Source organism: Acidovorax sp. Root402 (assembly GCF_001425125.1).
In the GTDB taxonomy this organism is placed as follows: Bacteria; Pseudomonadota; Gammaproteobacteria; order Burkholderiales; family Burkholderiaceae_C; genus Acidovorax; species Acidovorax delafieldii.
On the sequence record NZ_LMDQ01000015.1, the window covers coordinates 128,154 to 151,039 of the forward strand.

Sequence of the window (22,886 nt, forward strand, 5' to 3'; positions counted from 1 at the left end):
GCAGCTATGAATTCAATAGCGAACAGCTGGCGCACGAATGCCCTAGCTGCCGCTCCCCCTGTCCTTGGTACCTGAGAGATTCACCGCCACCCACCCGGGCTGCGGCTTGCTCCTTCGGTGCGCTTCGCGTTGCGCGAAGCGGCTCTCCAGACGGCTTTGATGAATGGTGCAGTACGGGACCTGAGCGTGTATGGGAGTTTGCGCCTTCGGTGCAGCGGCGGCCTGTGGCTGCCGTGCTCTCCTGCGAGACCGATTCTAGGGGCCAAGCCTGCGCGCGAGATCGACTCCGGCTGCTAATGGGGCGCAATCGTTGCTGATGCAGCGGCGCGGGGCCGCTGGTGAAGGTGCCGATAATCCGCCGACCCCTTGTCCCACAGAGAGTTTTGCCATGCACCCCACCGCTTTGGACCCTGTCGCCAGCGCCGCCGTCATCACCCAGGCCCGGGAGGGGCGCACCCCCCGCCCGCTGGACTTTCCCGCAGGGCTTCGCCCATGCGATGCCGCCGAGGCCTACGCGGTGCAGGACGCCGTGGTGCGTGCGCGCGGGGAGATCGCAGGCTGGAAGGTCGGCGCCGCGTCGCCCCAGGCGCAACCCGCGCGGGCCGCTCTCACGCGCGATTCGGTGTGGGTGGCCGCAGCGAATGAGGTGGTTGCTCTGTCTGCCGCGGGTTTTGCCGTGATGGGCGTGGAGGCGGAGCTGGTGTACGAACTGGGGGCCGACCTGCCCGCCCGCGCCACCCCCTACAGCGCCGCCGAGGTGCTGGCGGCGGTGGTGTCGGTGCGCGCCGCCATTGAGGTGTGCGACACGCGCTTTGCTGCCTGGGCGCAACAGGGCGAGTGGAGCCGCCTGGCCGACCAGGCCTGCCACGGGGCGCTGATTGTGGGGACTGGCACCAACGATATCGCTGCCGTGCAGCCCCTGGCGCAAGCGGTGACCTTGTCGGTGAATGGGGCCGTGGCCGTGCAGCATGCCACCTGGGGCAATCCGGCGGGCGACCCGCTGCGGCTGCTGGTGTGGCTGGCCAACGAAGGCGCGCGCAGCCTGGGCGGGCTGCGCGCGGGGCAGTGGGTCACCACAGGGTCGTGCACCGGCACCGCGCTGGTGGCGCCAGGTACCGAAGTGGTGGCGGACTTTCCAGGGCTCGGTCGGGCTGTGTTGTTGCTGCGGTAGCAGTGTTCGCTGCTACCGCGGGGACGGGGCCTGCTCAGCGCCCTGGTCGCGGCGGGAGTTGCTCCCTCAATTGCGGCGCGGGTTGTCCGGCTGGCTGTCACGGCGGTTGGGCACGCCGTCGCCATCGCGGTCCCGGTCGTTGCGGTTGGAGATGCCGTCACCGTCGCGGTCCCAGCCACCGCGTTGCATCTCCCACCGGCCTTCGCGTTCGATCCACTGGGGCTGGCGATATTGGTAACCGTTGCGCGCCTGCACCCAGTGGCCGCGCACCCAGTGGTGGCGGTTGCCACGCCATTCCCAGTGGCCTTCTTCCCATACCTGGCCTCGGCGAGGGCGGGGCATCGCTTCGTTGCGCGGAGGTGGGGGCGCAGGAATCACCTGGTAGGTGGGCGCAGTCTGGTAGCCGCGCTCGGGTTGGCCGGACTGAATGATGACGGTGCCCTGGGTGGCGGCCTGCGCAGGAGCGAAGGCCAAAAACGCCATAAGCGCGAGGGATGCTGCGGTGAGCGGGTGGCGGGCCATGAGTGTCTCCTGTGGGTGGTTCGATGTGGAACCGGGTGTATCGATGGTGCACGGGTACCCAGCGCCGCGCTGTAGGCGCGATGCCGCCCCTGGCGTAGGCGCAGGGGGGCGCTCTCGGGCTGGCCTGCGCGCTACCGCAGGCGGCCGCCCCTCGGCTTAACGGCGGTATGGGTTGTCCGGGCGATGGTCGTAGCGGTTGGGCACGCCATCACCATCGCGATCCCGGTCATGGCGGTTCGGTACACCGTCGCCATCGCGGTCCCAGCCCCCGGGCTGCATGTTCCAGCGCCCGCCGTGTTCGACCCAGCGGGGCTCGCGGTAGTGGTAGCCCGGGCGTGCCTTCACCCAGTAGCCCTGCATCCACACATGGCGGTGGCCGCGCCACTCCCAGTGGCCGGGCACCCACACCATGCCGCGGCGCGGGTGCGGTGCCACCTCGTAGCGGGGTGGGGGCGGTGCCTGGTACTGCACAAGTACCGGGGCGGGTTGCCGGTAGACGGGTGTACCAGCCTGGATGACAACGGTGGCGCTGGTCTGCGCCTGCGCCGCGCTCGCGGCGCCCAGCGACAGCAGGGCGATGGACACAGCGGCAAGTGCTTTGCGGGCCATAAGGTTCTCCTCAGATGTGATTCCTTGCGGAACCGGAGACTTCATGGTGCGCACGCTGCGTCAAGCCGGTGTAGTCCCATTGCGAAGCTTTGTGAAGTTGTGTTGCCGACTTCGGAGGCAAACGGTTGCAGCGTGATGTTTGTCACGCCTGCCCAGGCATCCGGCGTCGGCGTCCCCCATTCACCCGCCCGCGATGGCTTGCTTCAGCGCCACCACACCAGAGCCGCAATCACCAGCAACGCACACCATGCCGGGTGTCTGCCATGCGTGGCAAAGAACACCAGCACGCCACTGGCCAGGGTGGCAAGGCCCACCACATCGGCGGCCCAGGCGCCCAGGGCAGCGTCCCAAGGCGCGGTGCCCAGGCGCCAGAGCAGGGCGCTCAACGCCCAGCACAGCACAGAGGCCACATGCCAAGTGCCCCACAGGATGCGCAGGTGCGGGGTGTGCAGCACCTGCCGCGCAGTGCCGGGCTCCAGGCGCCTCGCCGTTTGGTGCCCCTGCGTGCGCAGGCTGCGAAACAGCAGAAGCTCTCCCAGCACCGAATGGGCCACACCCACCAGGGCCAGCCCGGCTGCCGCCAGGGTCAGCGCCGTGTTGGTCATGGGTGAATGGCCAGCGCCTCGGGTGCCCGGGTGTGCACGCGGGCGCCCAGCTGCGTCAGCAGGTGCATCAGCCCCATCCACATGCGCTCGAATGCGGGCATCTCGCCAGGGACCTGGGCCAGGTGCTGGCCCAGCACGCGCTGGTGCTGGCCGGGGGTGATGGGCGGCGGTGTCTTGGTGCCAAAGTCAAACACCGGCTGGGTGAAGGGCTCCATCTGCCAGGCCTGCATCTCGGCCAGTGCGGGGGCGAGTTCGCTGGTGTAGGCCTGCACGGTCAGGTCCTTGCGCAAGAGCCCCAGCGCCTGGTAGGCCTGCAGCACCTGCGCGTTGCGCGCGGGGTCGGCGGGAGCGCTCAGCAGGGCCGACCACGCCTGCACCACCTGCGCACGGAATGCACTGGGCAGGGCACGCGTGCAGCCAAAGTCGAGCACGCCCACCGTGCCATCGGGCGCGAACAGAAAGTTGCCCGGGTGCGGGTCGGCATGCACCCGCCCCAGCACAAAAATGCAGTGCATGAACCAGTCCCACAGGTGCTGCCCAGCCTGGTCACGCAGCGCCTGCGATGGCTGTGTGGCCAGCCAGGCCTGCAGCGGCTGGCCGGGCAGAAATTGCTGCGTGAGCACCTGGGCCCGCGTGTGCGAGAGCAGGGGCTGCGCCATCACCACGCCCGGCCGGGCCGCATGCTGGGCGAACCACTGCATTTGTTCGGCCTCCTGCAGGTAGTCCACCTCGCGCAGCAGCGTGGCCTCGATCTCGGTCATCACGCTGTCCAGCACGGCATCCGCAGGCAAAGGCATGTCGGTGAGGGCCAGCGCGCGCAGCGCGGCGCGCATCAGTTGCATGTCGCTCGCAATGGTGGCGGCAATACCGGGGTACTGCACCTTGACAGCCACCGTGCCGTGGCCTGCCAGCTGTGCGCGGTGCACCTGGCCCAGGCTGGCGGCGGCAAATGCAGCGGGTTCAAAGTGGTCGAACAGCGCCTCTGGCTCCTGCCCGAAGGCCTGGCGGAACACGCGGCCCACCAGGGCTCGGTTGAGCGGCAGGGCTTGGTGGTGGGCGCGAGCCAGTTCGCTGCGCACGCCGTCGGGCAGCAGGCCCGGGTGCATGCTGAGCAGCTGTGACACCTTGAGCGCCGAGCCGCGCAGCTGCCCCAGCGCGCCAAACAGGATGCGGCCCAGCGCTGCCTCGTGCTCGGTCTGCGCCTGGGCCGAGCGCTTGCGCGTGCGGTGCGAGAGCTCGGCCATACCGATGCGCGCTGCCGCCAGCCCCGTGATGGCACTGCGGGCCAGCTTGCCGGTGCGGGGTGCTTCCGAGTCAGTTTTGGCCATGGTCTGCCAGGCGCTGCGCCGTGCCGCGCGCTATGACGCGGTGGATGGGCGTGATCACCGCCATGTAGGCATGGCCGAGTGTGTTGTGGATGTGCACCACCGTGCTCAGCACCACGCGGGGCGTGGCGCCAGCGGCGGCGGGCTGTTTGCAGATGGAGACCTGTACGTCCAGGTGTTTGTCGTCCTGGCCCATCACCACCTCGGTGTCGCTCAGATGCCGGATGCGGAAGATGCCGACGCGGTCGCCCACGCGGTAACTGCGCGCGTCGCGCAGAGGCTGGCCACTGGCGGGCGGATGGCCATCGTCCAACTGGCCCAGGTCCTTCAGGCCCACCAGGCGCACGGCCTTGTTGCGCGCGAACATGAGGGCGCGGGTCCATGCCGGGGTGCGGGCCGCCACGTCCAGCCACGACTGCAGGGCAGAGCGTGTGGGGTGCCGGTCGGCCACCTCGTAGGCATCAAAAAAATCTGCGCCCGGCAGTGTGGCGTGGATGGCGGTGCCGGGCGGCACTTGTGTGGCGCGCGCGGTGGTGGGCGCGGCGAGGGCAGGGGTCGCATTCATGGAGCGCTCTTTTTCTTGCGGGGCGTGGCAGCGCGGGGCTTGCGCGGTGCTCGGGGGGGCTGCGAAGGCGTGGTGGCCGGGCTTGCGGCGGCGGCTGCCATGGGAGCAGGTGCCCTGGCTGTGGGGGCGCTGGCCATGGCCTGCTGGGCCATGTGCAGCATGCCCATCAGGCCGCTGCCGTGTTGCACCATGCGGGCCATCTGGCTGCGCAGCACAAAGCCGCCCAGTTGCAGCACGCGGTTGACCAGCCCGCCGCGCAGCGCCTGCACCAGCACGCCCAGCGACAGGTCCACCAGCTGCGTGGTGTCGGCAAATTCGTCGGAGGTGTCGGCCAGCCAGTAACTCACCACACCCGCCAGGTAGTCGGTGTAGAGGCTGCCCGCCAGGCCCTTGAAGTCGCAGGGCTCGATCTCGCCGCTGGCCTCGGCGGCTTCCAGAAAGCCCGCCACCGCATCGCGCAGGTTTTGGCGCGCTGCCAGCGGCTCGGCCAGCATCGACAGCGGCGAGCGCCGGGCCAGGCCGCGCACCTGGGCCACGAACTCGCGGTCGGCCAGCAGGCGCTCCAGCACGGCATCGGTCAGGCGCTGCAGCTTTTCTTGCAGGCCGTAGCCCGCAAAGCCCGGCGTCTGCAGCGTGTCGGCCAGCGCCTGGTGGGCCACGTCGTCCAGGTAGCCCAGCACGATGCGGTCCTTGGTGGGGAAGTATTTGTAGATCGTGGCGTCGCCGATACCGGCGGCCCGCGCGATGTCTTTCATCGTCGTGCCGTCAAAGCCCTGGCGGGTCATGAGATCCACCGCGCTGGCCACGATCTGGCGGCGCGTGGCGTCTTGCTGCTGGCGGGTGGTTTTCATTTGACTATTCTTAAATTGATTGAATTAGCAATTTAAAGAATAGTTATTTCTGTTTGTGGCGTCAAGCCACCTCTTGTCGGGAGCAAGGAGGGTTTTTGAGGAGTTTTAGCCCCAAGCGCAGGTATTTCATGCGCTGATAGCTATCAAAAATATAGTGATTGGAGGCTGATTCATGACCCTGCGGCCAGTCCCCACACCTGTGAGGTGGCCGCTGCGCTCAACCAAGGGCAGAAGTGGGCTGGCAGCGACGGCTGCCGCTTGCAGGGGCCCGCGAAATCGACGGCAGGCTTACCGCCGCATGCTGGCAAACGCCTCGAACTCCCAGCTGCGCATGGCCAGCAGCAGGGTGTAGCCCTCGCGCTCGCGGTCGGGCAGCTTCTGGTCGGCCAGGTGCTGCTGGGCAAAGTCCTGCGCCACGCGCTGCATGCGCTCCATGAAGGCGGGCGCAAGACTGCGGCTGATGTTGCCGTGCACCAGCAGCACGCCTTCGCCCAGTCCGTCAAAGCCGCCCGCAAAGTAGTCCAGCAGCGCATGGTCGCGGAAGTAGTTCATCACCGGGCCATGTGGGCGCCAGCGGAAGGTCTTGGCCAGCTTGAGGCGGTAGCGGTTGAGCGGCCGCAGCTCGATGATGCCGATGCGGTCCAGCTGCGCCAGGTACTTGATGCCTTCGGCGTCCGTCAGGCGGTAGTAGCCGGTCACCTGCTCCAGCGTCCACTGGCTCAGTACACAAATTGCCATCAGCAGCAGCTTCTTGTCGGCCACCACGGCTTTTTCCTGCTCGTGGGTCAGCTCTTTCAGCAAGGGCTGCTCGTCGGCCACGCGCCGCGCCAGGTCGGCAAAGTCCAGCGCCAGCGCGCGGCAGATGGCGTCGATGCGCGACAGCGGCATGTCGCCCTTGGCCAGCATGCGCTTGACGCTGGACTCGGCCATGCCCAGCGCCTGCGCCAGGTCGGCGTAGGTCATCTGCGCGGTCTTGAGTTCTTTTTTCAGGGCGGTGACGAGGTCGGCGGTCGTGCTCATGGTGAGGGGGCTCCTGGGTATCGATTATCAATACCCACAGGTGCGTGGGTAGCCCCTTGCGCGACTTTTTGAGGCGGCCGATGCGGCCGCTGCCCACACTGCGCGGCATCGTTCACTTTCTACGGTGTGTGTGATGCGTATTGCTTCTGTGACTCCCCTTCGTTTGCGCGGCCTGCCAACGCTGCCGCGCCTGTCCTGTGCCGAAACCGGCCTGCTGCTGGGCGTGGCCACGCTGCTCGCGCTGGCGCTGTTTGGCCCGGGGCTGCCCGCCAGTCAGCACCAGCATGACTTTGCCGACCAGCGCACGCTGTGGGGCATTCCCTGTGCGCTGGATGTGTTGAGCAACCTGGCCTTTGCCTTGGCAGGTGCACGGGGTTGGTGGGAGCTGCGCCGTGTGCCGCCGGGCGCGCTGGACGCCACCTCCCGTGCGCTGGCAGCGCTGTTCTTTGGTGGGCTGCTATGCACTGCCGCAGGCTCGGCGCTGTACCACTGGCAACCGCAGGACGCAGGCTTGCTGTGGGACCGTCTGGGCATGGTGCTGCCCTTTGCGGGGCTGCTGGGTCTGGCGGCGGCCAGCCGGGTGAGCGCGCGGGCGGGCGTGGCCGCTGCAGGCGCCGTGCTGCTGGCGGGGCCACTGGCCGTGTGGGCGTGGGCGCACACCGGCAACCTGCTGCCGTGGGCCGTGGTGCAACTGGGTGGCCTGCTGGCGGTGCTGGTGCTGGCATGCCTTCCACGCCGGGTCGATGGCCTGGCGCTGCACCTGGGCGTGGTGGTGGTGCTGTACGCCCTGGCCAAGCTGCTGGAGGCGGCAGACCACTCGGTGTTCGAGGCCACGGGCGGATGGGTGTCAGGCCACAGCCTCAAGCATGTGCTGGCGGCGGGCGCGGCCTGGCCGGTGCTGACGGCACTGGGGTCGCTGGTGGCTTTGCGCCACAGTGACGCGGCGGTGATGCCGCTGGTCATGCCGTCCGGGCAGAATGGCGCCCACGCCGTGGGTGTCGCCCGCAGATCCGGCGCATGAAGCGCAGGTCCGGAAAATTCCAACAAGCCAACCCATCGGAAACGAGGAGAAACGCATGAGCCCCGACACCGCCTCCACCAGCGTGGCCCCAGCGCCCACGCACGAGGACCCGAACCAGTTTGCCTTGCTGCGCCAGCGGCGGTTTGCGCCATTCTTCTGGACCCAGTTCTCTGGGGCGGCCAACGACAACCTCTTCAAGTTCGCCTTCACGGTGATGGTGACCTACCAGCTCAGCGTGGACTGGCTGCCGCCGGCCATGGCGGGGCTGGTGATCGGCGCCCTGTTCATCCTGCCGTTCTTGCTGTTCTCGGCCACTTCGGGCCAGCTGACCGACAAGTACGACAAGACAAAGATGATCCGCTTCGTGAAGAACCTGGAGATCGCCATCATGCTGGTGGCGGCCGTGGGTTTCATTGCGGGCAATATTCCCATCCTGCTGCTGTGCACCTTCTTGATGGGCGTGCACTCCACGCTGTTTGGCCCGGTCAAGTTTGCCTACATGCCCCAGGTGCTCAACGAGCGTGAGCTGACGGGCGGCAACGGCATGGTCGAGATGGGCACGTTTGTGGCCATCCTGCTGGGCAATGTGGCGGGTGGATTGCTGGTGGCCATCCCGGGCATCGGCCACACCACGGTGGCCGTGGCCTGTGTGGTGGCTGCACTGGTCGGGCGTGCGGTGGCGCAGTTCATCCCCTCGGTGCCGGCCACCGATCCGGGCCTGACCATCAACTGGAACCCCTTCACCGAAACCTGGCGCAACCTCAAGCTGGCGCACGAGAACATCGTGGTGTTCCGCTCGCTGCTGGGCATCAGCTGGATGTGGTTCTTCGGCGCGGTGTTCCTGAGCCAGTTCCCCAGCCTGGCCAAGAACGTGCTGCATGGCAACGAGCAGGTGGCGTCGCTGCTGCTGGTGGTGTTCTCCATAGGCATTGGTGTGGGCTCGCTGCTGTGCGAGGTGCTCTCGCGCCGACACGTCGAGATCGGCCTGGTGCCGCTGGGCGCCATCGGCATGAGCGTGTTCTCCATCGACCTGTATTTCGCGTCGCGCAGCCTGCCGGCATCTGAGATCATGGGCTTGGCCGCCTTCATGGCCCAGGGCGCGCACTGGCGCGTGATGCTCGACCTGGCGCTGCTCAGCCTGTTTGCGGGCCTGTACAGCGTGCCCATGTATGCACTGATCCAGATGCGCAGCCAGCCCACGCACCGTGCGCGCATCATCGCGGCCAACAACATCCTGAACGCACTGTTCATGATCGGCAGCTCGCTCATCGCCGGCGCCTTGCTGGGCGCGGGCTTCACGGTGCCGCAGATCTTCCTGTTCACCGGCCTGGCCAACGCCGTGGTGGCGTTCTATATCTTCATGCTGGTGCCCGAGTACCTGCTGCGCTTCGTCGCCTGGGTGTCTTCGCGGTTCGTGTACCGCTTCAAGGTGCAAGGCGACGAGAACCTGCCGTCCACCGGCGCGGCCATCCTGGCGTGCAACCACGTGAGCTTTGTGGATGCGGTGCTGCTCATGGCGGCCAGCCCGCGCCCCATCTACTTCGTGATGGACCACCGCATCTTCCGCGTTCCTGTGCTGGGCTGGCTGTTCCGCCTGGCCAAGGCCATCCCGATTGCGCCGTACAAGGAAGACCCGAAGACCTACGAAGCAGCCTTTGACCGCGCGGCCCAGGTGTTGCGCGAAGGCGATCTGCTGGCCATCTTCCCCGAGGGGGGCATCACCAAGGACGGGCAGCTGCAGGAGTTCAAGGGCGGCATCATGAAGATCATCGAGCGTGCGCGTGCAGAGGGCGTGGAGGCTCCGGTGATCCCCATGGCGCTGACCAACCTCTGGGGCTCGTACTTCAGCCGCATTGAAAAGGGCGGCGCCATGGTGCGGCCGTTTCGCCGGGGGTTCTACAGCCGGGTGGGGCTGAATGTGGGCTCTGCCGTGGCATCGACCGAGGTGCAGCCCACACTGCTGCGCGAGCGGGTGCAGAAGCTGCTGGCGGCCTGACGGCTAAGAGTGCAAGCCGCCCGTGGCTGGGCGGGCTCAGTCCGCCCGAATTTGCGCGCGCTGGGCAACGGCGCGCATGCGTGGCAACTCGTCCTCGATCTGCGCCAGCACGGCATCGCCCGTGGCGTAAGACGGCTCCAGCCCTGCGGCGATGAGCTTGCTGCGGATTTCGGCGTCCGCCAGGGTCTCGGCCAGGGCCTTGTGCAATTTGGCTTTGGCCTCGGCGGGCAGGCCGCGCGGCGCGACTACGGCCAGCCAGGAATCGGCCGAGAACCCCGGGAAGCCACTTTCTGCCACGGTAGGCACGTCGGGCAGCTGCGTGGCCCGCGTGGCGCCCGTGACGGCAATGGCCTTGATCTTGCCTGCCTTGAGCTGTGGCAGCGCTGCCGCCACGGTGTCGATGGTGAAGGGGATCTGCCCGCCCATCAGGTCGGCCATGGCGGGGGCGCTGCCCCGGTAAGGCACGTGCATCAGCTTGATGCCCGCGGCCGACCAGGTCAGCTCGGCTGCGAAATGCCCCGTGGTGCCGTTGCCAAACGAGCCGTAGGAGAACTTGTCGGGCGTGCGCTGAACGGCAGCGATCAGCTGCCGGAGGTTGTTGACCGGCACATCGCGGTGGGCCAGCAGAATCAGGGGCACACGGGCGACGAGGCCGAGGGGCTCGTAGCTTTTGACGGGATCGTAGGGCAGCTTGGCGTTCAGCGCGGGGTTTACGGTGAAGGTGGAGCCAGAACTGATCAGCAGCGTGTAGCCATCGGCAGGCGCATTGGCCACATACGCCGCGCCGACCACGGTGCCCGCGCCCGCCTTGTTCTCGACCACGATGGGCTGGCCCAGGCGGTCGCCCAGCTTCTTGCTGATGGTGCGGCCCACGATGTCCACGGCGCCCCCCGGCGGAAAGGGCACGACCAACTGCACCGGCTTGGCGGGATAACCGTCGGCATGGGCGAGCCGCCACGTGCCGAGTCCCAGCCCCGCGGCGGCTGCCGCCACGAGGATCACGCTACGCCGACTGACAAGCTGCAAGCACTTCATGGGGGCTCCTTGGATCGGGGGTACGGGCGGCGCCCTTGCCTGGCGGTCAAGGGCCCTTTGAACAGGTGCTCAGATCAACGACAGCCCGGCCAGCTGTGCCAGCCGTCGCTGCTCGCTGGACGCATCAGCCGTTGCGAAAAAGAAAGCTGTAGGCGTTCAACGCCGGCACCCCTCCCAGGTGCGCATAGAGCACGCGGGAGCCTTCGGGGAATTCGCCCTTGCGCACCATATCGATCATTCCGTGCATGGACTTGCCTTCGTACACCGGGTCGGTCAGCATGCCCTCCTGGCGGGCGCACAGGCGGATGGCTTCGAGCGTGCCCTCGTTGGGCAGGCCGTACTCGGGGCCGCCGTAGCGGGTGTCCAGGATCACGTCCTCGGCCGTGATCTCCTGGTCCAGTTCCACCAGCTTGGCCGTGTTCTGTGCGATGCGCAGCACCTGGGCATGGGTTTTTTCGGGCTTGGCGGAGGCGTCGATGCCGATCACCTTGCGCGCCCGGCCGTCGGCCGCAAAGCCCACCACCATGCCCGCCTGCGTGCTGCCCGTGACCGAGCACACGACGATGTAGTCGAACTGGAAGCCCAGCTCTTTTTCTTGCTGGCGCACTTCTTCGGCAAAGCCCACGAAGCCCAGGCCGCCGTACGGGTGCTCGGAGCAGCCTGCGGGGATGGGGAAGGGCTTGCCACCGGCCTTCTTCACGTCCTCCATGGCCTGCTCCCAGCTGGGGCGGATGCCGATGTCAAAGCCCGCTGCGTCCAGGCGTACGTCGGCGCCCATGATGCGGCTCATCTCGATGTTGCCCACGCGGTCGTACACCGCGTCGGAGTAGTTGACCCAGTTCTCTTGCACCAGCACGCACTTCATGCCCAGGTGTGCAGCCACGGCGGCCACCTGGCGCGTCTGGTTGGACTGGATGCCGCCGATGGAGACCAGTGTGTCGTAGCCGCCTGCGATGGCCTCGGGGATCAGGTATTCGAGCTTGCGCGTCTTGTTGCCGCCGAAGGCGAGGCCCGAGTTGCAGTCCTCGCGTTTGGCATACAGGTGCACCTTGCCGCCGAGGTGGGCCGACAGGCGCGGCAGCGCCGTGATGGGAGAGGGGCCGAAGGTGAGCGGGTGGCGGGCAAATTTCTGCAGGTTCATGGCGGTGTTCCGGTCGATGAAGAGGAGGCGCAAGCGGGGGGCTTGCAGTGCCTTCATCGTAGAAAAACACGCGCGTCAAGTGGTTGCAAAATTTTCCAAAATTTCAGTGTTTCAGGTTGATATATCAGAATATCAGGGATAAATATTTTTCCGGATGACATATGAGCGCAACAAAAGTTCGTCCCAAGAATGCGCCGCAGGCTGATGTCTCGGCCGAGCTGGACCGCACCGACAAAGCCATCCTGCGCCAGCTGCAGCGTGATGCGTCGTTGTCCAACGTGGCGCTGGCCGAGAAGGTGCATCTGAGCCCACCCGCCTGCTTGCGCCGCGTGGAGCGCCTGCGGCGCCTGGGGCTCATCGACAAGGTCGTGGCGCTGCTCAACCCCCAGGCTGTGGGGGCGGGCATGCTGGTGATGATTGGGGTGGTGCTGGACCGCTCCACGCCCGAGTCGTTTGCCGAGTTTGAAAAGGCGGCGGCCAAGGTATCCGGCTGCATGGAATGCCATGTGGTCACCGGCGAGTTCGACTACTTCATGCTGGTGCGCACGCGCGACAACGACAGCTTCAACCGCTTGCATGCCGAGCAGTTGCTCTACCTCCCCGGGGTGCGGCAGGTGCGTTCTTTCATGGTGCTGCGCAACGTGCTCTCGACCACCGAGCTGCCGCTGGCGGTGTAGCGGTCTGCCTCTATACGGTTACTGGGCGCCGCGCAGCCGCCCCATCATGGCCGCCCAGGCCGGGCCGCCAAACACATTGACCACCAGCCCCGCCATCAAGAGCCCGGCGCCTGCAAAGTGCACGGGCAGCAACTGCTCGCCAAACGCCACCCAGCCCGTGGTCAGGCCCACCACGGGCACCAGCAGCGTGAAGGGCGCCACGCGGTTCACGGGGTAGCGCGACATGAGGTAGGTCCACAGCCCGAAGCCCAGCAGCGTCGAAATCCACGCGATATAGGCCACGGCGGCCATCGATTGGAAGGACAGGTGCTGCACGGCCGCCCACACCGTGGCGGGCCCATCCAGCCACAGCGACAGCGCCACAAACGGCAGCGGCGCCACCACGCTGGACCAGACGATGAAGGCAAACTGGTTCATGGGCCCATACCGCCCCACGGCACGCGTGACGATATTGCCGCAGCCCCACATCGCCGCCGCCGCCACGGTCAGCGCAAAGCCTGCCAGGGGCATGGAGGCCCCATGCGCACTCCCGATCAGCACCAGCCCGCAGCCTGCCAGCGCCAGGCCCGCCACCTGGTTGCCATGCCATTTTTCGCGCAGCCACCACGCCGCCAGCAGCAGGGTGAAGAACGATTGCGACTGCAGCACCAGCGACGCCAGGCCCGAGGGCATGCCGATGTGGATGGCGGTGAACAGCAGCGCAAACTGCCCCACCGCCATGGTCATGCCGTACAGCAGGTACAGCCGCAGGGGCACCTTGGGAGGCTTGACGAATAGCAGTGCGGGGAAGGCTGCGAGCAGGTAGCGCAGCGCGCCCAGCAGCAGGGGCGGCACACCGGCAACGCCCACCTTGATGACGGCGAAATTGAGGCCCCAGACCACGATGACGAGCAGGGCCAGGGCGAGGTCGCGGGGGCGCAGGGAAGAGGGCATGGTGTTGCGGAAGTGGCCGTGAAAGGGTCCGATTGTGGCTTGCGCACCTCGGCTATAGCGGCGGTGTTCGGCCAGGTTTCCGATCAAAACGGGACATCTTGCGCACCCCACCCCACCGCACTGCAGCGCAGCGCAGCGGCATGGGTGGGCTAGATGCGGGCGGCCACGGCCATGGCCCGCTCGCGCAGCCACTCCAGCCCAGGGTCCTTGTCGCGGTGCCGGTGCCACTGCAGCTTCTGGCGCATGGGCGGAATCTCAAGGGGCGGCTCCCAGATGCGCACGGGCAGGCCGAGCTGAACGGCACGCAGGGCGATGCGTTTGTGCACCGTGGCCACACGGTGGGTGCCAATCACCAAGCTCGGCAGGGCGGCCATGGTGGGGGCCGAGATCTCGATGCGGCGCTTCACGCCAAAGCGTTCGAGAAACCAGCCGTCGAACGCCGGGATGTGCCGCGCGCCCGAATAGTCGGCCACCACATGGCCGGCGGCCAGGTAGTCGTCAAAGCTCAGCGCTTCGGAGATGTGGGGGTTCCCCTCCCAGGTGATGCACAGGTAGGTTTCCTCGAACAGCGTGACGCTCGGGTGCCTGGGCGAGGCGTATTGCTCGGGAATGATGAGGACGTCGGCCCCGTATTCCTCCAACTGCTCGACAGGCCGATTGTTCTGCGCACGCAGGTGCAGTTGCACCCCGGGCGCTTCCTGAAACAGCTGCTCGATCAGCGGTTGCATGAGCACCGTGGTCGTGAAATCGGACACCAGCAGGGTGAAGCTGCGGGTGGATGTGGCGGGGTCGAACCGGGGCTTTTCTGCGATGGTGCTGTCGATGCGCATCAGGACCTCGCGCACGGGGTCCAGCAGCCCCTCGGCACGCGGCGTCAGCACCATGGTGCGGCCTTGCTGCACCAGCAGCTCATCGTCGAAATAGGTGCGCAGGCGCGCCAGTGCGTTGCTGGTGGCGGGCTGGCTCAGGTGCAGGCGCTCCCCGGCGCGGCTGATGCTGCGTTCGGTGAGCAGGGCGTCCAGTGCCACGAGCAGGTTCAGGTCCAGTTTGTTAAAGCGCATGGTCGGCAGGCATCGATGAAGGCGTCTGGTTTCTTGTTCGGCCCCTGCCAGGCGCAACAGGGGGCCGCAGAGTCCCTGAACTATTCATGAAATCAATACTGTGAATGGAATCAATCCATTTGATCTAAGTTAAGGCCGATCTTAATCTCGCTCCCGTCCTGCCACCTGGCAGACCCGATGAGGGGCCCACCCGTGCTACCGAGGCCCTGTCGAGCAAAGCGAAAACACGCCCAGCCTGGCTGGATGCGTAGAAAAAGGAGACAACGATGAAGACGGTACTTTCCCGCGCCGGGCAGGCGGCGGGCTGCATGTTGCTGAGCCTGCTGGGCGCACCCCAGGCCCAGGCTTTCGAAGGGGGCGTGTCGCCCTTCCCGGTCGGATCGACCGGCGAATACGTGGCCGGCCTGCCGCCCATTCCCGGGTTGTTTGTGCTGGAGCAGGTGCACCACACCACCTCCAGCGGTCTGTATGACAACCACGGCGACAAGCGACCCATCCCGTTCAAGCTGAGCGCAACCTCGGCCACCACGCGGCTGCTGGCGTCCTACGACATGACGGTGCTGGGCGCACGGCTGTATTCGCAGCTGGTGATTCCTGCCGTCTCCTTGCGCACCGACGTCGCCGGCCACAGCGAGCGGCACAGCGGGGTGGCCAACATCACCGTCTCGCCCGCCGTGCTGCGCTGGAGCCTGACAGACAAGACCTATGCCGTGGCGGGCCTGGACATCGCGCTGCCCAATGGCTCCTACGACCCGCACCGGCCCAGCGTGTCCACCGGCTACACCTCGGTCCAGCCGGTGCTCGGGATTCGCCACACCGATCCGAGCGGCCTGGATATTGGCCTCATCAACCGCCTGATGGTGAACCGTGAAAACAGTACCACCCATTACCGCTCGGGCAGCGGCTATGTGGGCGAATTCACCGCTGGCTGGAACGTCGGCCCCTGGAAGATGGGCATGGTGGGTTCGTACCTTCACCAGTTCACGGACGACAAGCAAGGCGGCGCCACCATCCAGGACAACCGCGCACGCAGCTTTGCGCTGGGGCCCTCGCTCAACTACAACGCCGGCCCCTTCAGCGTGAGCCTGAGCTACCAGCGGGGCCTCTACGCCGCCAATACCACCAAGAACAACGTGCTGGGCATCGGGATCGCCATTCCTCTGTGGATCAAGCACTGACCTCGCACATTCCGCACTGCACACCATGACCAAGAAATCTCTGATGGCGTTGCCCCTGCTGGCCGCCTGCGCGCTCGTCCATGCCGCCACGCCCGCCGAGCTGCAGGCGGTTTTCGACCGCTATGTGCAGGCCGTGCACGCGGCAGACATGGGGGCGGTGCGTGCGCTGATCGCCCCGGATGTCGAGCGATCGGACTACCCGGCTTGCACTGCGCCGATGGACAACCCGACCTGCCTGGCGCTCTACATCGACCAGACCGTGGTGCAGCCGCGCGCACGGCTCACCGTGCTTTCGGTGGAGGTGCGCGCCAGTGAGTTGACCGCCCGGCTGGAGGTGCGCAGCCCGCTGTACGAGAAGGCGGGCGTGGAGCGCATCGTCGGCAGCGATGTGCTGCGCATCGAAGGCGGCCAAATCCGGGCCTTCCGCTTTGTGCCGGACTTCGCAGACCCCGCCACGGCCCGCTTCTTCGCCAGCATTGGCATCACGCCGCGCCCCCGCAGTTCCCAACCCTGAGTCTGAAATAGATGTTCAAGTATTTCCCCACCAACTACGTCTGGAACCTGTCCGTCGATCTCGCCATTGAAATGGGCGCGCGCATCGGCGAGATCGAGGAGATGTGCGCTCCCCTGCAAGAGGCCGCCAAGGCCCCGGACGCTGCGGGCACGCAGGCCTTTCGCGAGACCTGGGTGCGCATGGCCGACAAGCTCTGCGGAATGGCTGAAGAAGACGAAGCCCGGGGTCGCATGCTTTCGGCCGGTGAGAAGTACCGGCGCGCTGCGAGCTACCTGATCACCGCCGAGCGGCTGCAGGCGCACAACGCACCGGGCCGCCTGGCCATCTACCGCCGCGAACTGGAGCTGTTCCTCAAAGGCTCGGCCCTGCTGGGCGATCCGGTGGAGCGCGTCGAAATTCCGTACGAGGGAACCCACCTCTCTGCCCTCTACTACCCGGCCAAGGGGCTCCGGCCGGGCCAGCGGGCGCCGATTCTGGTGCAGCTCAACGGCCTGGACTCGACCAAGGAAATGAAGCACCTGGTCGGACTGCCTGCGTGGCTGGCCCACCGTGGCGTGTCCTCCCTGGTGGTGGATCAGCCAGGGACCGGCGAAGCCCTGCGCCTTCACGGACTGACCGCGCGGTACGACACCGAGCACTGGGCCAGCCGCGTGGTGGACTGGCTGGAGCAACACCCCGCCGTGGACCCGAAGCGCATCGGCTGCGAAGGTGTGTCCCTGGGGGGCTACTACTGCCCGCGCAGTGTGGCGATGGAGCCGCGCTTCGCCTGCGGCGTGGCCTGGGGCGCGAACCACGACTGGCGGGACGTGCAAGAACGCCGCTTGCAGAAAGAAGGCGACTTCCCGGTGCCGCACTACTGGGCCCACGTGTGCTGGGTATGGGGTGCCAAGGACATCGACGACTTCATGCGGATCGCGCAGAACGTGCACCTGGACGGCGTGGTCGAGAAGATCCGCGTGCCTTTCCTGGTCACGCACGGCGAGCGTGATTCGCAAATCCCGCTGAAGTGGGCGCACCGCACCTACGAGCAGCTGGTCAACAGCCCCCGGCGAGAACTCAAGGTGTTCACCGACCGCGAAGGCGGCTCGCAGCACGCGAGCTTTGACAACAGCATCAATGCGGGCCACTACATCGCGGATTGGGTGGCAGAAGTCCTGGGCGGACACACCGCCTGCAGGGCTTGAAGCCCCACCGCACCACTAACACCACAAAGGATCAAGAGATGAACATCATTGGACCCGACGCGCTGGTTTTTGGCGTGGACGATATCGCCGCCTGCGCGCAATACCTGACGGACTACGGGCTGACCCCGGTCGGGGTGACAGCACAGGGCGGGCGCTTCGAGGCACTGGACGGGACAGCCGTGGAGATACGCGCTCAGGACGACCCGGCGTTGCCGCCTTCGCTGGGCACAGCCAGCCTGCTGCGCGAAACCATCTACGGCGTAGCCGACGCGGCCACGCTCGATGCCATCGAGGCCGAACTGACCCGCGACCGCGTGGTGGTGCGCCAGGGCGACGTGCTGCGCACCACGGACGACCTGGGCTTTGCCCTCGCGTTCCAGGTCACCGTGCGCAAGCCGCTTTCGCTGCCTGCCGAATCCGTCAACGCCCCCGGGGCCGCGCCGCAGCGGGCTCCCAACGCGCTGGGTCTGCCGCCAGACCTGGTGGCGCGACCCCGCTCGCTGTCGCATGTCGTGTACTTCGTTCCGGACGCGGCCAAGGCCGAGGCGTTTTATGCCCGCCTGGGTTTTGTCTGCACAGACCGGTTCACAGGCGTCGGCCCCTTCCTGCGCCCTGCGGGCACGCAAGACCACCACACGCTGTTCATGATCCAGACGCCCCCGTTCATGAAAGGCTGCGAGCATTTCACCTTCCACATGGGCGGCCCCACTGAGTTGCTGCTGGCTGGTACCCGCTTTGTGGAGAAGGGCTACCAGAGCTTCTGGGGCCCCGGGCGCCACCGGTTCGGCAGCAACTGGTTCTGGTACTTCAACTCGCCCCTGGGCTGCCATGTCGAATACGACGCAGACATGGACCAGCACGACAACACCTGGGCGCCGCGGGAGGTGCCGATGAGCGCCGATGCCTCGCAGCTGTTCCTGTTCCAGCACCGCGAGAAGTGGGCGCCCTCGGGCCCGCCGCCAGCGCAGGCGCACCATTGAGCCGGCACCATGAAGCTGTGCCACTGGAGCGACCTGCCCGACGGCGCATCGCGGGGCTTTGACCCCGCAGGCCACGGCCAGGACACGGTCATCGTCGTGCGGCAGGGCCTGCGTTTGCATGCCTATGCCAACGTCTGCCCCCACGATGGCGTCCCGATGGCATGGCGCAAAGACCGGTATCTGAATGCGGCTGGTGACCGCATCGTCTGCGCGGCCCACGGCGCACTGTTTGACATCGCCACCGGGGTGTGCACTCTGGGGCCGTGCCTGGGCGATGCGCTCACCCCCGTACCCCTGGTCCTGCAAGCCAATGGCGACGTCCATCTGGCGAATCCAAAAAAATGAACAAGGAGACAAACCCATGAGCCTATCTTCCCAACGCATCCTGGTTATTGGCGGCGGATTTTCCGGCATGGCAGCGGCCATTGAGCTGCGCAAGCAGGGCGCCAAGGTGGATCTGGTCGAGATCGACCCGGGCTGGCGCAGCTATGGCGCCGGCATCAGCCTGGGTGGCGCGACGCTGCGGGCGCTGCGGCGTCTGGGTGTTCTGGAGGCCTTTCTGGCCCAGGGCAACGCCTCGGACGGCGTGAACCTGCACCTCCCCCATGGCCCCCTGGTGGCCACGCTGCCCACGCCCCGCATTGCGGGCGACGATGTGCCGGGGGGCGGCGCCATCCTGCGCCCGGTGCTGGCCCGCATCCTGGCCGAGGCCACCCGCGCAGCGGGCGCCAATGTCCGTCTGGGCTGCACCTTCGCTGCCATCGACCAGCAGGCTGACGGGGTGCTGGTGACTTTCACCGACGGCCAGCGCCAGCGCTATGACCTGGTGATCGGCGCAGACGGGCTCTACTCCAAGGTGCGCGAAGCCGTGTTTGAAAACGCCCCACGGCCGCGCTACAGCGGCCAGGCGGTGTGGCGCGCCGTGCTGCCCCGGCCGCCAGAGATCGAGACGGCCACCATGTGGATGGGGCCCCAGATCAAACCCGGCGTGAACCCGGTCTCCAAGACCGAGATGTACCTCTTCGTCACCGAGCCGCGCCCCACCAACGACCATGTCGATCCCGCGACGTTTGTGGACACCCTGCGCGCGCTGCTGGAGGGCTTTACTGCCCCCACGCTGCAAGCTATCCGCAGCCAGATCGGCCCGGACTCGCAGATCGTGTACCGCCCGCTGGAGGGGCTGCTCATGCCCCGACCCTGGTCACGCGGACGCGTGGTGTTGATCGGCGACACGGTGCACGCTACCACGCCCCACCTTGCATCGGGCGCCTGCATCGGCATCGAGGACGCGCTGGTGCTGGCCGATGAACTGGCGCAGTCAGCGGGCGACATGCCGGCTGCATTGGCGGCCTTTGAAAGCCGCCGCTGGGAGCGCTGCCGCATGGTGGTGGAGAACTCGGCACGCCTGGGCGAGATCGAGATCGACGGCGGCGACAAGGAAGAGCACTCGCGCATCATGCGGGAGTCCCTCATGGCGTTGGCTGAGCCCATCTGAAGCGAGGTCGCCATGATCACAACCAATTCGCTGCGGGGCCGCGTGGCCCTGATGGTGGGCCATTGCGCGGGCATGGTCGATCTGGTCGCGTTGCCGGTGTGGGTGGGCACGCTGATCTCGGTGTACCGCTTTGACCCGCAGCAGGCGGGCCTGCTGGCTACCTTGTTTCTGGCCGGGGCGGTCGCGGCCAGCCTGCTGCTGGCGCCGTTCTTCCAGCTGCTGCGTGGGCGCAGCGTGGCTACCACAGGGTTTGCTGGCGCTGCCGTGGCATTTGTCGCAGCCTCCACCACGCAACAGTTTGCCTTGCTGGCCCTGTTGCACGGCGTTGCCGGGGTGGCTGCGGGCGCGGCCCTGAGCGTTACGCATGGCACCATCGCCCGCAGCCAGAACCCCCACCGCCTGTTCGCGCTGGTGGGCATGGCGCTGGGGGTGTTTGCCATCGTGTTCCTTGGCGGCACGCCGGTGCTGGTGGCGCAGCAGGGCGGGCCGGTGCTGTTCCAGGTGTTTGCCGGTGTCATGGCGGTGGGGGCGATGACTGCGGCAGTGGCGTTTCCCGCGCCTGACATAGCGGGTGGTGCGGAGCGTTCACGGACGCCTGCCACGCCTTTGCCTGCCGCCGTCTGGTGGGGCGTGACAGGCATCGCGGCCCTGGGATTGGTGCAGTCCATGACCTTCAGCTTTCTGGAGCGCGTGGGCAGCGACCGTGGTTATGGCATGCAGGCGGTCACCGGGGTGCTCATTGCCCTGGGGGTGGTCAACCTCTTCCCTGCGGCCCTGGCTGCGGTGCTGGAAAAGCGCTGGGCAGCCCGCAACGTGCTGCTGGCGGGACCTGCGCTGCAGGCTTTTCTGGTGGTGGTGATCATGAACTCGCCCGTGTTTGCACCCTATGCGGCGGCCGCCGCCGTGTTTGCGGCCGTGATGATCTTCACGCACACCTTTGCCTTTGGCGTGCTGGCGCGGCTGGACCCCAGTGGCCGTGCGCTGGCCGCGACTCCTGCCATGCTGATGTTTGGTGCGGCCATTGGGCCCATCCTCGGTGGCACGCTGGTCAAGGCCTGGGGCTATGGCAGCTTGGGGGTGGCCGCCTTGGCGATTGACGCAGTGGCGGTCTATGCATTTGCACGCATCCACCGTGCCCCGGGTACTGCAGGCGCAGTGAAAGGCATGGCATGAGCAGCAGCCCCGTTGCCTTTGCGCGGACGCAGCCCCGGCTCAGCCGCCGCGCCTGCCTAGTGGCGGCTGCAGCAGGCATGGCTGTGCCGTGGGTCCAAGCGGAGTCCGGCCGCCACATCACCTTCATCGTGCCCCAACCTGCGGGCAACCCCAGCGATGTGTTCGCCCGCAAGCTGCAGACGGTGATGCAGCGGGAGCTGGGCCAGACCATCGTCATCGAGAACCTGCCAGGCGCCGGTGGCTCCATCGGCGTGCAGCGCATGCTGAACGCGCCTGCCGACGGTGCAACGGTAGTCGTTGCGTCGCAGACCGAGCCCATTCTCACCCCCTTGTCACTGGCCAGCGCGCGGTACCAGCCCGAGCAGATGCGCGCCATCGGCACACTGGGGCGGACCAGCTACGTGCTGGCAGGCCGGGCCGACATGCCCGCCACCACCCATGCACAGTTGCTGGATATGGCGCGGCAAGCGGCGGCCGCAGGCAAGCCGCTGACCTTTGGGCACATCGGTCAAGGTTCGATGATCCACCTGATGGGGACGCAGTGGGCGCGCCTGTGTGGCGTGCCGCTGGTGCATGTGCCGTACCGGGGTGTGCCACCGGTCGTGCAAGACCTCATGGGCAATCAGATCGATCTGTCCTTTGTGCCGCTGGGCGGCGCAGCGCTGAACATGCTGGAGACGGGCAAGCTGCGCGCCTTCGGCAGCACCGCCGCCAAAGCGCCTGCGCTGCTGCCGCACGTCGCGCCCTTGAACCAGCAGTCTGCGGCGCTCAAGGGCTTTGAATACACCGCCTGGGGCGCGCTGCTGGTGGCGCGCAATACCCCCGACGCGGCGGTGCGTCGCCTGCACCAGGCCTTTGGTGTGGCCCTGCGCGACACCGAGGTCCAGAGCTTTCTGCGCGCCAATGGCACCGAGCCCCAGGAGCCTCTGTCACTGGCCGCCCTGGACCACTTCTACCAATCCGAAATCCAGATCCACCAGGCCCTCGCCCGCACCGTGGGTGTGGTGCCTGAGTGAGCTTTGTACCCCTGCCATGACCAAACCCCAACGCCGCTTTGTGGACCTTTCCATCTACCTGGAAAACGATGTCCTCTCCGACCCGCCCCCCCTGGCGCCCAAGATCACGTACCAGAAGCACGCCGACACGCTGCCCGAGTTCATGGCCATGATCCCGGGCACCCGGCCTGAGGACTACCCGGATGGCGAAGCAGCTGCCGCCGAATGGGTGACGCTGACCACGCACAACGGCACGCACCTCGATGCGCCGTGGCACTTCCACTCCACGCAGGACGCGAAGAACGGCGGAGCCCGCCCCTCCATCACGATTGACGAAGTGCCGCTGGAATGGTGCTTTCAGCCGGGTGTGAAGCTGGACTTCCGCCACCTGCCCGATGGCTATGTGGCCACCGCTGCCGATGTGCAGGCCGAGCTGGCCCGCATTGGCCACACACTGCAGCCGCTCGACATCGTGGTGGTCAACACCCGCGCGGGCTCGCGCTACGGGCACAAGGACTACCTGGGCGCTGGTTGCGGCATGGGCTACGAGGCCACCATGTACCTGCTGGAACGCGGTGTGCGCCTCACGGGCACCGACGCCTGGAGCTGGGACGCACCGTTTTCATACACCGCCCAGCGCGTGGCGGAAACCGGCAACAAGGCCCTGATCTGGGAGGGCCACAAGGCGGGCCGCGACATCGGCTACTGCCACCTGGAAAAGCTGCACAACCTGGAGGCGCTGCCACCGACGGGTTTCACCATCAGCTGCTTCCCCCACAAGATCCGCGGCGCCTCAGCAGGCTGGACGCGCGCGGTCGCCATTTTTGAAGATTGA

General features: G+C 67.0%; 24 protein-coding genes and 1 riboswitch. Of the genes, 13 read left to right on the forward strand and 11 right to left on the reverse strand.

The genetic code is table 11. The annotated features are described in order from the left end of the window. Window positions 1–48: 48 nt before the first annotated feature. A riboswitch (glycine riboswitch) is annotated at window positions 49–160 on the reverse strand. Window positions 161–388: 228 nt separating this feature from the next. After that, entirely contained in the window at window positions 389–1,171 is a 783-nt protein-coding gene (locus ASC83_RS17565) for a 2-keto-4-pentenoate hydratase (RefSeq protein ID WP_056065435.1), read from the forward strand. 66 nt (window positions 1,172–1,237) lie between these two features. Here ASC83_RS17565 and ASC83_RS17570 read toward each other — a convergent pair whose 3' ends face one another. From ASC83_RS17570 to ASC83_RS17600, 7 genes are all read right to left on the reverse strand, one after another. Next, on the reverse strand, window positions 1,238–1,693 hold the full coding sequence (locus tag ASC83_RS17570) for a YXWGXW repeat-containing protein (protein ID WP_056065438.1): 456 nt from the start codon (window positions 1,691–1,693) through the stop codon (window positions 1,238–1,240). A gap of 156 nt (window positions 1,694–1,849) precedes the next feature. After that, window positions 1,850–2,302, reverse strand: a complete 453-nt coding sequence (locus tag ASC83_RS17575; protein ID WP_056065441.1) for a YXWGXW repeat-containing protein — start codon at window positions 2,300–2,302, stop codon at window positions 1,850–1,852. Between the two features lie 203 nt (window positions 2,303–2,505). Then, window positions 2,506–2,907: a hypothetical protein gene (locus tag ASC83_RS17580; protein WP_056065444.1), complete on the reverse strand. Its 402-nt coding sequence runs from the start codon at window positions 2,905–2,907 to the stop codon at window positions 2,506–2,508. Beyond that, a complete protein-coding gene (locus tag ASC83_RS17585) occupies window positions 2,904–4,235 on the reverse strand; it encodes an AarF/ABC1/UbiB kinase family protein (RefSeq protein WP_056065447.1) in 1,332 nt (443 codons plus the stop codon). The genes ASC83_RS17580 and ASC83_RS17585 overlap by 4 nt, the downstream gene beginning before the upstream one ends. Further along, on the reverse strand, window positions 4,222–4,797 hold the full coding sequence (locus ASC83_RS17590) for a DUF2867 domain-containing protein (protein WP_056065450.1): 576 nt from the start codon (window positions 4,795–4,797) through the stop codon (window positions 4,222–4,224). Before ASC83_RS17590 ends, ASC83_RS17585 begins: the two co-directional genes overlap by 14 nt. Next, on the reverse strand, window positions 4,794–5,648 hold the full coding sequence (locus ASC83_RS17595) for a TetR/AcrR family transcriptional regulator (protein WP_056065453.1): 855 nt from the start codon (window positions 5,646–5,648) through the stop codon (window positions 4,794–4,796). The genes ASC83_RS17590 and ASC83_RS17595 overlap by 4 nt, the downstream gene beginning before the upstream one ends. A gap of 288 nt (window positions 5,649–5,936) precedes the next feature. Further along, window positions 5,937–6,668: a helix-turn-helix transcriptional regulator gene (locus ASC83_RS17600; RefSeq protein ID WP_056065456.1), complete on the reverse strand. Its 732-nt coding sequence runs from the start codon at window positions 6,666–6,668 to the stop codon at window positions 5,937–5,939. A gap of 133 nt (window positions 6,669–6,801) precedes the next feature. On the opposite strand from ASC83_RS17600, the gene ASC83_RS17605 reads away from it, so the two are divergent. Both ASC83_RS17605 and ASC83_RS17610 read left to right on the forward strand, forming a co-directional pair. Further along, window positions 6,802–7,689: a hypothetical protein gene (locus ASC83_RS17605; RefSeq protein ID WP_235509407.1), complete on the forward strand. Its 888-nt coding sequence runs from the start codon at window positions 6,802–6,804 to the stop codon at window positions 7,687–7,689. Window positions 7,690–7,744: 55 nt separating this feature from the next. After that, on the forward strand, window positions 7,745–9,685 hold the full coding sequence (locus tag ASC83_RS17610) for an MFS transporter (RefSeq protein ID WP_056065459.1): 1,941 nt from the start codon (window positions 7,745–7,747) through the stop codon (window positions 9,683–9,685). Window positions 9,686–9,721: 36 nt separating this feature from the next. Here the strand turns inward: ASC83_RS17610 and ASC83_RS17615 are convergent, their stop codons facing one another. Both ASC83_RS17615 and ASC83_RS17620 read right to left on the reverse strand, forming a co-directional pair. Further along, a complete protein-coding gene (locus ASC83_RS17615; RefSeq protein ID WP_156379550.1) occupies window positions 9,722–10,720 on the reverse strand; it encodes a tripartite tricarboxylate transporter substrate binding protein in 999 nt (332 codons plus the stop codon). A 124-nt stretch (window positions 10,721–10,844) separates the two neighbouring features. Then, on the reverse strand, window positions 10,845–11,861 hold the full coding sequence (locus ASC83_RS17620) for a 1-aminocyclopropane-1-carboxylate deaminase (protein WP_056065818.1): 1,017 nt from the start codon (window positions 11,859–11,861) through the stop codon (window positions 10,845–10,847). A 161-nt stretch (window positions 11,862–12,022) separates the two neighbouring features. Here ASC83_RS17620 and ASC83_RS17625 point away from each other — a divergent pair, with 161 nt between their 5' ends. Further along, complete coding sequence (locus ASC83_RS17625) at window positions 12,023–12,538, forward strand: Lrp/AsnC family transcriptional regulator (protein WP_056065461.1); 516 nt, start codon at window positions 12,023–12,025, stop codon at window positions 12,536–12,538. Window positions 12,539–12,556: 18 nt separating this feature from the next. Here ASC83_RS17625 and ASC83_RS17630 read toward each other — a convergent pair whose 3' ends face one another. Next, the gene (locus ASC83_RS17630; protein WP_056065464.1) at window positions 12,557–13,471 is read right to left on the reverse strand and encodes an EamA family transporter; all 915 of its coding nucleotides are present in this window, start codon (window positions 13,469–13,471) and stop codon (window positions 12,557–12,559) included. Between the two features lie 149 nt (window positions 13,472–13,620). After that, on the reverse strand, window positions 13,621–14,532 hold the full coding sequence (locus tag ASC83_RS17635; protein WP_056065468.1) for a LysR family transcriptional regulator: 912 nt from the start codon (window positions 14,530–14,532) through the stop codon (window positions 13,621–13,623). A gap of 266 nt (window positions 14,533–14,798) precedes the next feature. Between ASC83_RS17635 and ASC83_RS17640 the strand changes: the two genes are divergently transcribed. From ASC83_RS17640 to ASC83_RS17680, 9 genes are read left to right on the forward strand one after another with little or no spacing between them, the layout of a single operon-like run. Continuing rightward, on the forward strand, window positions 14,799–15,710 hold the full coding sequence (locus ASC83_RS17640) for a transporter (protein WP_082522512.1): 912 nt from the start codon (window positions 14,799–14,801) through the stop codon (window positions 15,708–15,710). Window positions 15,711–15,735: 25 nt separating this feature from the next. Beyond that, entirely contained in the window at window positions 15,736–16,224 is a 489-nt protein-coding gene (locus ASC83_RS17645; RefSeq protein ID WP_056065470.1) for a hypothetical protein, read from the forward strand. A gap of 11 nt (window positions 16,225–16,235) precedes the next feature. Next, window positions 16,236–17,408, forward strand: coding sequence for a S9 family peptidase (locus ASC83_RS17650; protein ID WP_056065473.1), 1,173 nt, complete (start codon window positions 16,236–16,238; stop codon window positions 17,406–17,408). Window positions 17,409–17,446: 38 nt separating this feature from the next. Then, window positions 17,447–18,388, forward strand: a complete 942-nt coding sequence (locus ASC83_RS17655) for a VOC family protein (protein ID WP_056065477.1) — start codon at window positions 17,447–17,449, stop codon at window positions 18,386–18,388. A gap of 9 nt (window positions 18,389–18,397) precedes the next feature. Then, a complete protein-coding gene (locus ASC83_RS17660) occupies window positions 18,398–18,733 on the forward strand; it encodes a Rieske (2Fe-2S) protein (RefSeq protein ID WP_056065480.1) in 336 nt (111 codons plus the stop codon). Between the two features lie 16 nt (window positions 18,734–18,749). Then, window positions 18,750–19,883, forward strand: coding sequence for an FAD-dependent oxidoreductase (locus ASC83_RS17665; protein WP_056065483.1), 1,134 nt, complete (start codon window positions 18,750–18,752; stop codon window positions 19,881–19,883). Window positions 19,884–19,895: 12 nt separating this feature from the next. After that, window positions 19,896–21,056 carry an MFS transporter gene (locus ASC83_RS17670; RefSeq protein WP_156379551.1) on the forward strand — a complete coding sequence of 387 codons (1,161 nt, stop codon included), beginning with the start codon at window positions 19,896–19,898 and terminating at the stop codon, window positions 21,054–21,056. Continuing rightward, on the forward strand, window positions 21,053–22,072 hold the full coding sequence (locus ASC83_RS17675) for a tripartite tricarboxylate transporter substrate binding protein (RefSeq protein WP_082522513.1): 1,020 nt from the start codon (window positions 21,053–21,055) through the stop codon (window positions 22,070–22,072). Before ASC83_RS17670 ends, ASC83_RS17675 begins: the two co-directional genes overlap by 4 nt. A gap of 16 nt (window positions 22,073–22,088) precedes the next feature. Continuing rightward, complete coding sequence (locus tag ASC83_RS17680; RefSeq protein ID WP_056065486.1) at window positions 22,089–22,886, forward strand: cyclase family protein; 798 nt, start codon at window positions 22,089–22,091, stop codon at window positions 22,884–22,886.

What these genes read in the sequence shown, in the direction of transcription:
- ASC83_RS17565 (WP_056065435.1), top strand. Translation starts at nt 389, where the DNA reads ATGCACCCCACCGCTTTGGACCCTGTCGCCAGCGCCGCCGTCATCACC.
- ASC83_RS17570 (WP_056065438.1), bottom strand. Translation starts at nt 1,693, where the DNA reads ATGGCCCGCCACCCGCTCACCGCAGCATCCCTCGCGCTTATGGCGTTT.
- ASC83_RS17575 (WP_056065441.1), bottom strand. Translation starts at nt 2,302, where the DNA reads ATGGCCCGCAAAGCACTTGCCGCTGTGTCCATCGCCCTGCTGTCGCTG.
- ASC83_RS17580 (WP_056065444.1), bottom strand. Translation starts at nt 2,907, where the DNA reads ATGACCAACACGGCGCTGACCCTGGCGGCAGCCGGGCTGGCCCTGGTG.
- ASC83_RS17585 (WP_056065447.1), bottom strand. Translation starts at nt 4,235, where the DNA reads ATGGCCAAAACTGACTCGGAAGCACCCCGCACCGGCAAGCTGGCCCGC.
- ASC83_RS17590 (WP_056065450.1), bottom strand. Translation starts at nt 4,797, where the DNA reads ATGAATGCGACCCCTGCCCTCGCCGCGCCCACCACCGCGCGCGCCACA.
- ASC83_RS17595 (WP_056065453.1), bottom strand. Translation starts at nt 5,648, where the DNA reads ATGAAAACCACCCGCCAGCAGCAAGACGCCACGCGCCGCCAGATCGTG.
- ASC83_RS17600 (WP_056065456.1), bottom strand. Translation starts at nt 6,668, where the DNA reads ATGAGCACGACCGCCGACCTCGTCACCGCCCTGAAAAAAGAACTCAAG.
- ASC83_RS17605 (WP_235509407.1), top strand. Translation starts at nt 6,802, where the DNA reads ATGCGTATTGCTTCTGTGACTCCCCTTCGTTTGCGCGGCCTGCCAACG.
- ASC83_RS17610 (WP_056065459.1), top strand. Translation starts at nt 7,745, where the DNA reads ATGAGCCCCGACACCGCCTCCACCAGCGTGGCCCCAGCGCCCACGCAC.
- ASC83_RS17615 (WP_156379550.1), bottom strand. Translation starts at nt 10,720, where the DNA reads ATGAAGTGCTTGCAGCTTGTCAGTCGGCGTAGCGTGATCCTCGTGGCG.
- ASC83_RS17620 (WP_056065818.1), bottom strand. Translation starts at nt 11,861, where the DNA reads ATGAACCTGCAGAAATTTGCCCGCCACCCGCTCACCTTCGGCCCCTCT.
- ASC83_RS17625 (WP_056065461.1), top strand. Translation starts at nt 12,023, where the DNA reads ATGAGCGCAACAAAAGTTCGTCCCAAGAATGCGCCGCAGGCTGATGTC.
- ASC83_RS17630 (WP_056065464.1), bottom strand. Translation starts at nt 13,471, where the DNA reads ATGCCCTCTTCCCTGCGCCCCCGCGACCTCGCCCTGGCCCTGCTCGTC.
- ASC83_RS17635 (WP_056065468.1), bottom strand. Translation starts at nt 14,532, where the DNA reads ATGCGCTTTAACAAACTGGACCTGAACCTGCTCGTGGCACTGGACGCC.
- ASC83_RS17640 (WP_082522512.1), top strand. Translation starts at nt 14,799, where the DNA reads ATGAAGACGGTACTTTCCCGCGCCGGGCAGGCGGCGGGCTGCATGTTG.
- ASC83_RS17645 (WP_056065470.1), top strand. Translation starts at nt 15,736, where the DNA reads ATGACCAAGAAATCTCTGATGGCGTTGCCCCTGCTGGCCGCCTGCGCG.
- ASC83_RS17650 (WP_056065473.1), top strand. Translation starts at nt 16,236, where the DNA reads ATGTTCAAGTATTTCCCCACCAACTACGTCTGGAACCTGTCCGTCGAT.
- ASC83_RS17655 (WP_056065477.1), top strand. Translation starts at nt 17,447, where the DNA reads ATGAACATCATTGGACCCGACGCGCTGGTTTTTGGCGTGGACGATATC.
- ASC83_RS17660 (WP_056065480.1), top strand. Translation starts at nt 18,398, where the DNA reads ATGAAGCTGTGCCACTGGAGCGACCTGCCCGACGGCGCATCGCGGGGC.
- ASC83_RS17665 (WP_056065483.1), top strand. Translation starts at nt 18,750, where the DNA reads ATGAGCCTATCTTCCCAACGCATCCTGGTTATTGGCGGCGGATTTTCC.
- ASC83_RS17670 (WP_156379551.1), top strand. Translation starts at nt 19,896, where the DNA reads ATGATCACAACCAATTCGCTGCGGGGCCGCGTGGCCCTGATGGTGGGC.
- ASC83_RS17675 (WP_082522513.1), top strand. Translation starts at nt 21,053, where the DNA reads ATGAGCAGCAGCCCCGTTGCCTTTGCGCGGACGCAGCCCCGGCTCAGC.
- ASC83_RS17680 (WP_056065486.1), top strand. Translation starts at nt 22,089, where the DNA reads ATGACCAAACCCCAACGCCGCTTTGTGGACCTTTCCATCTACCTGGAA.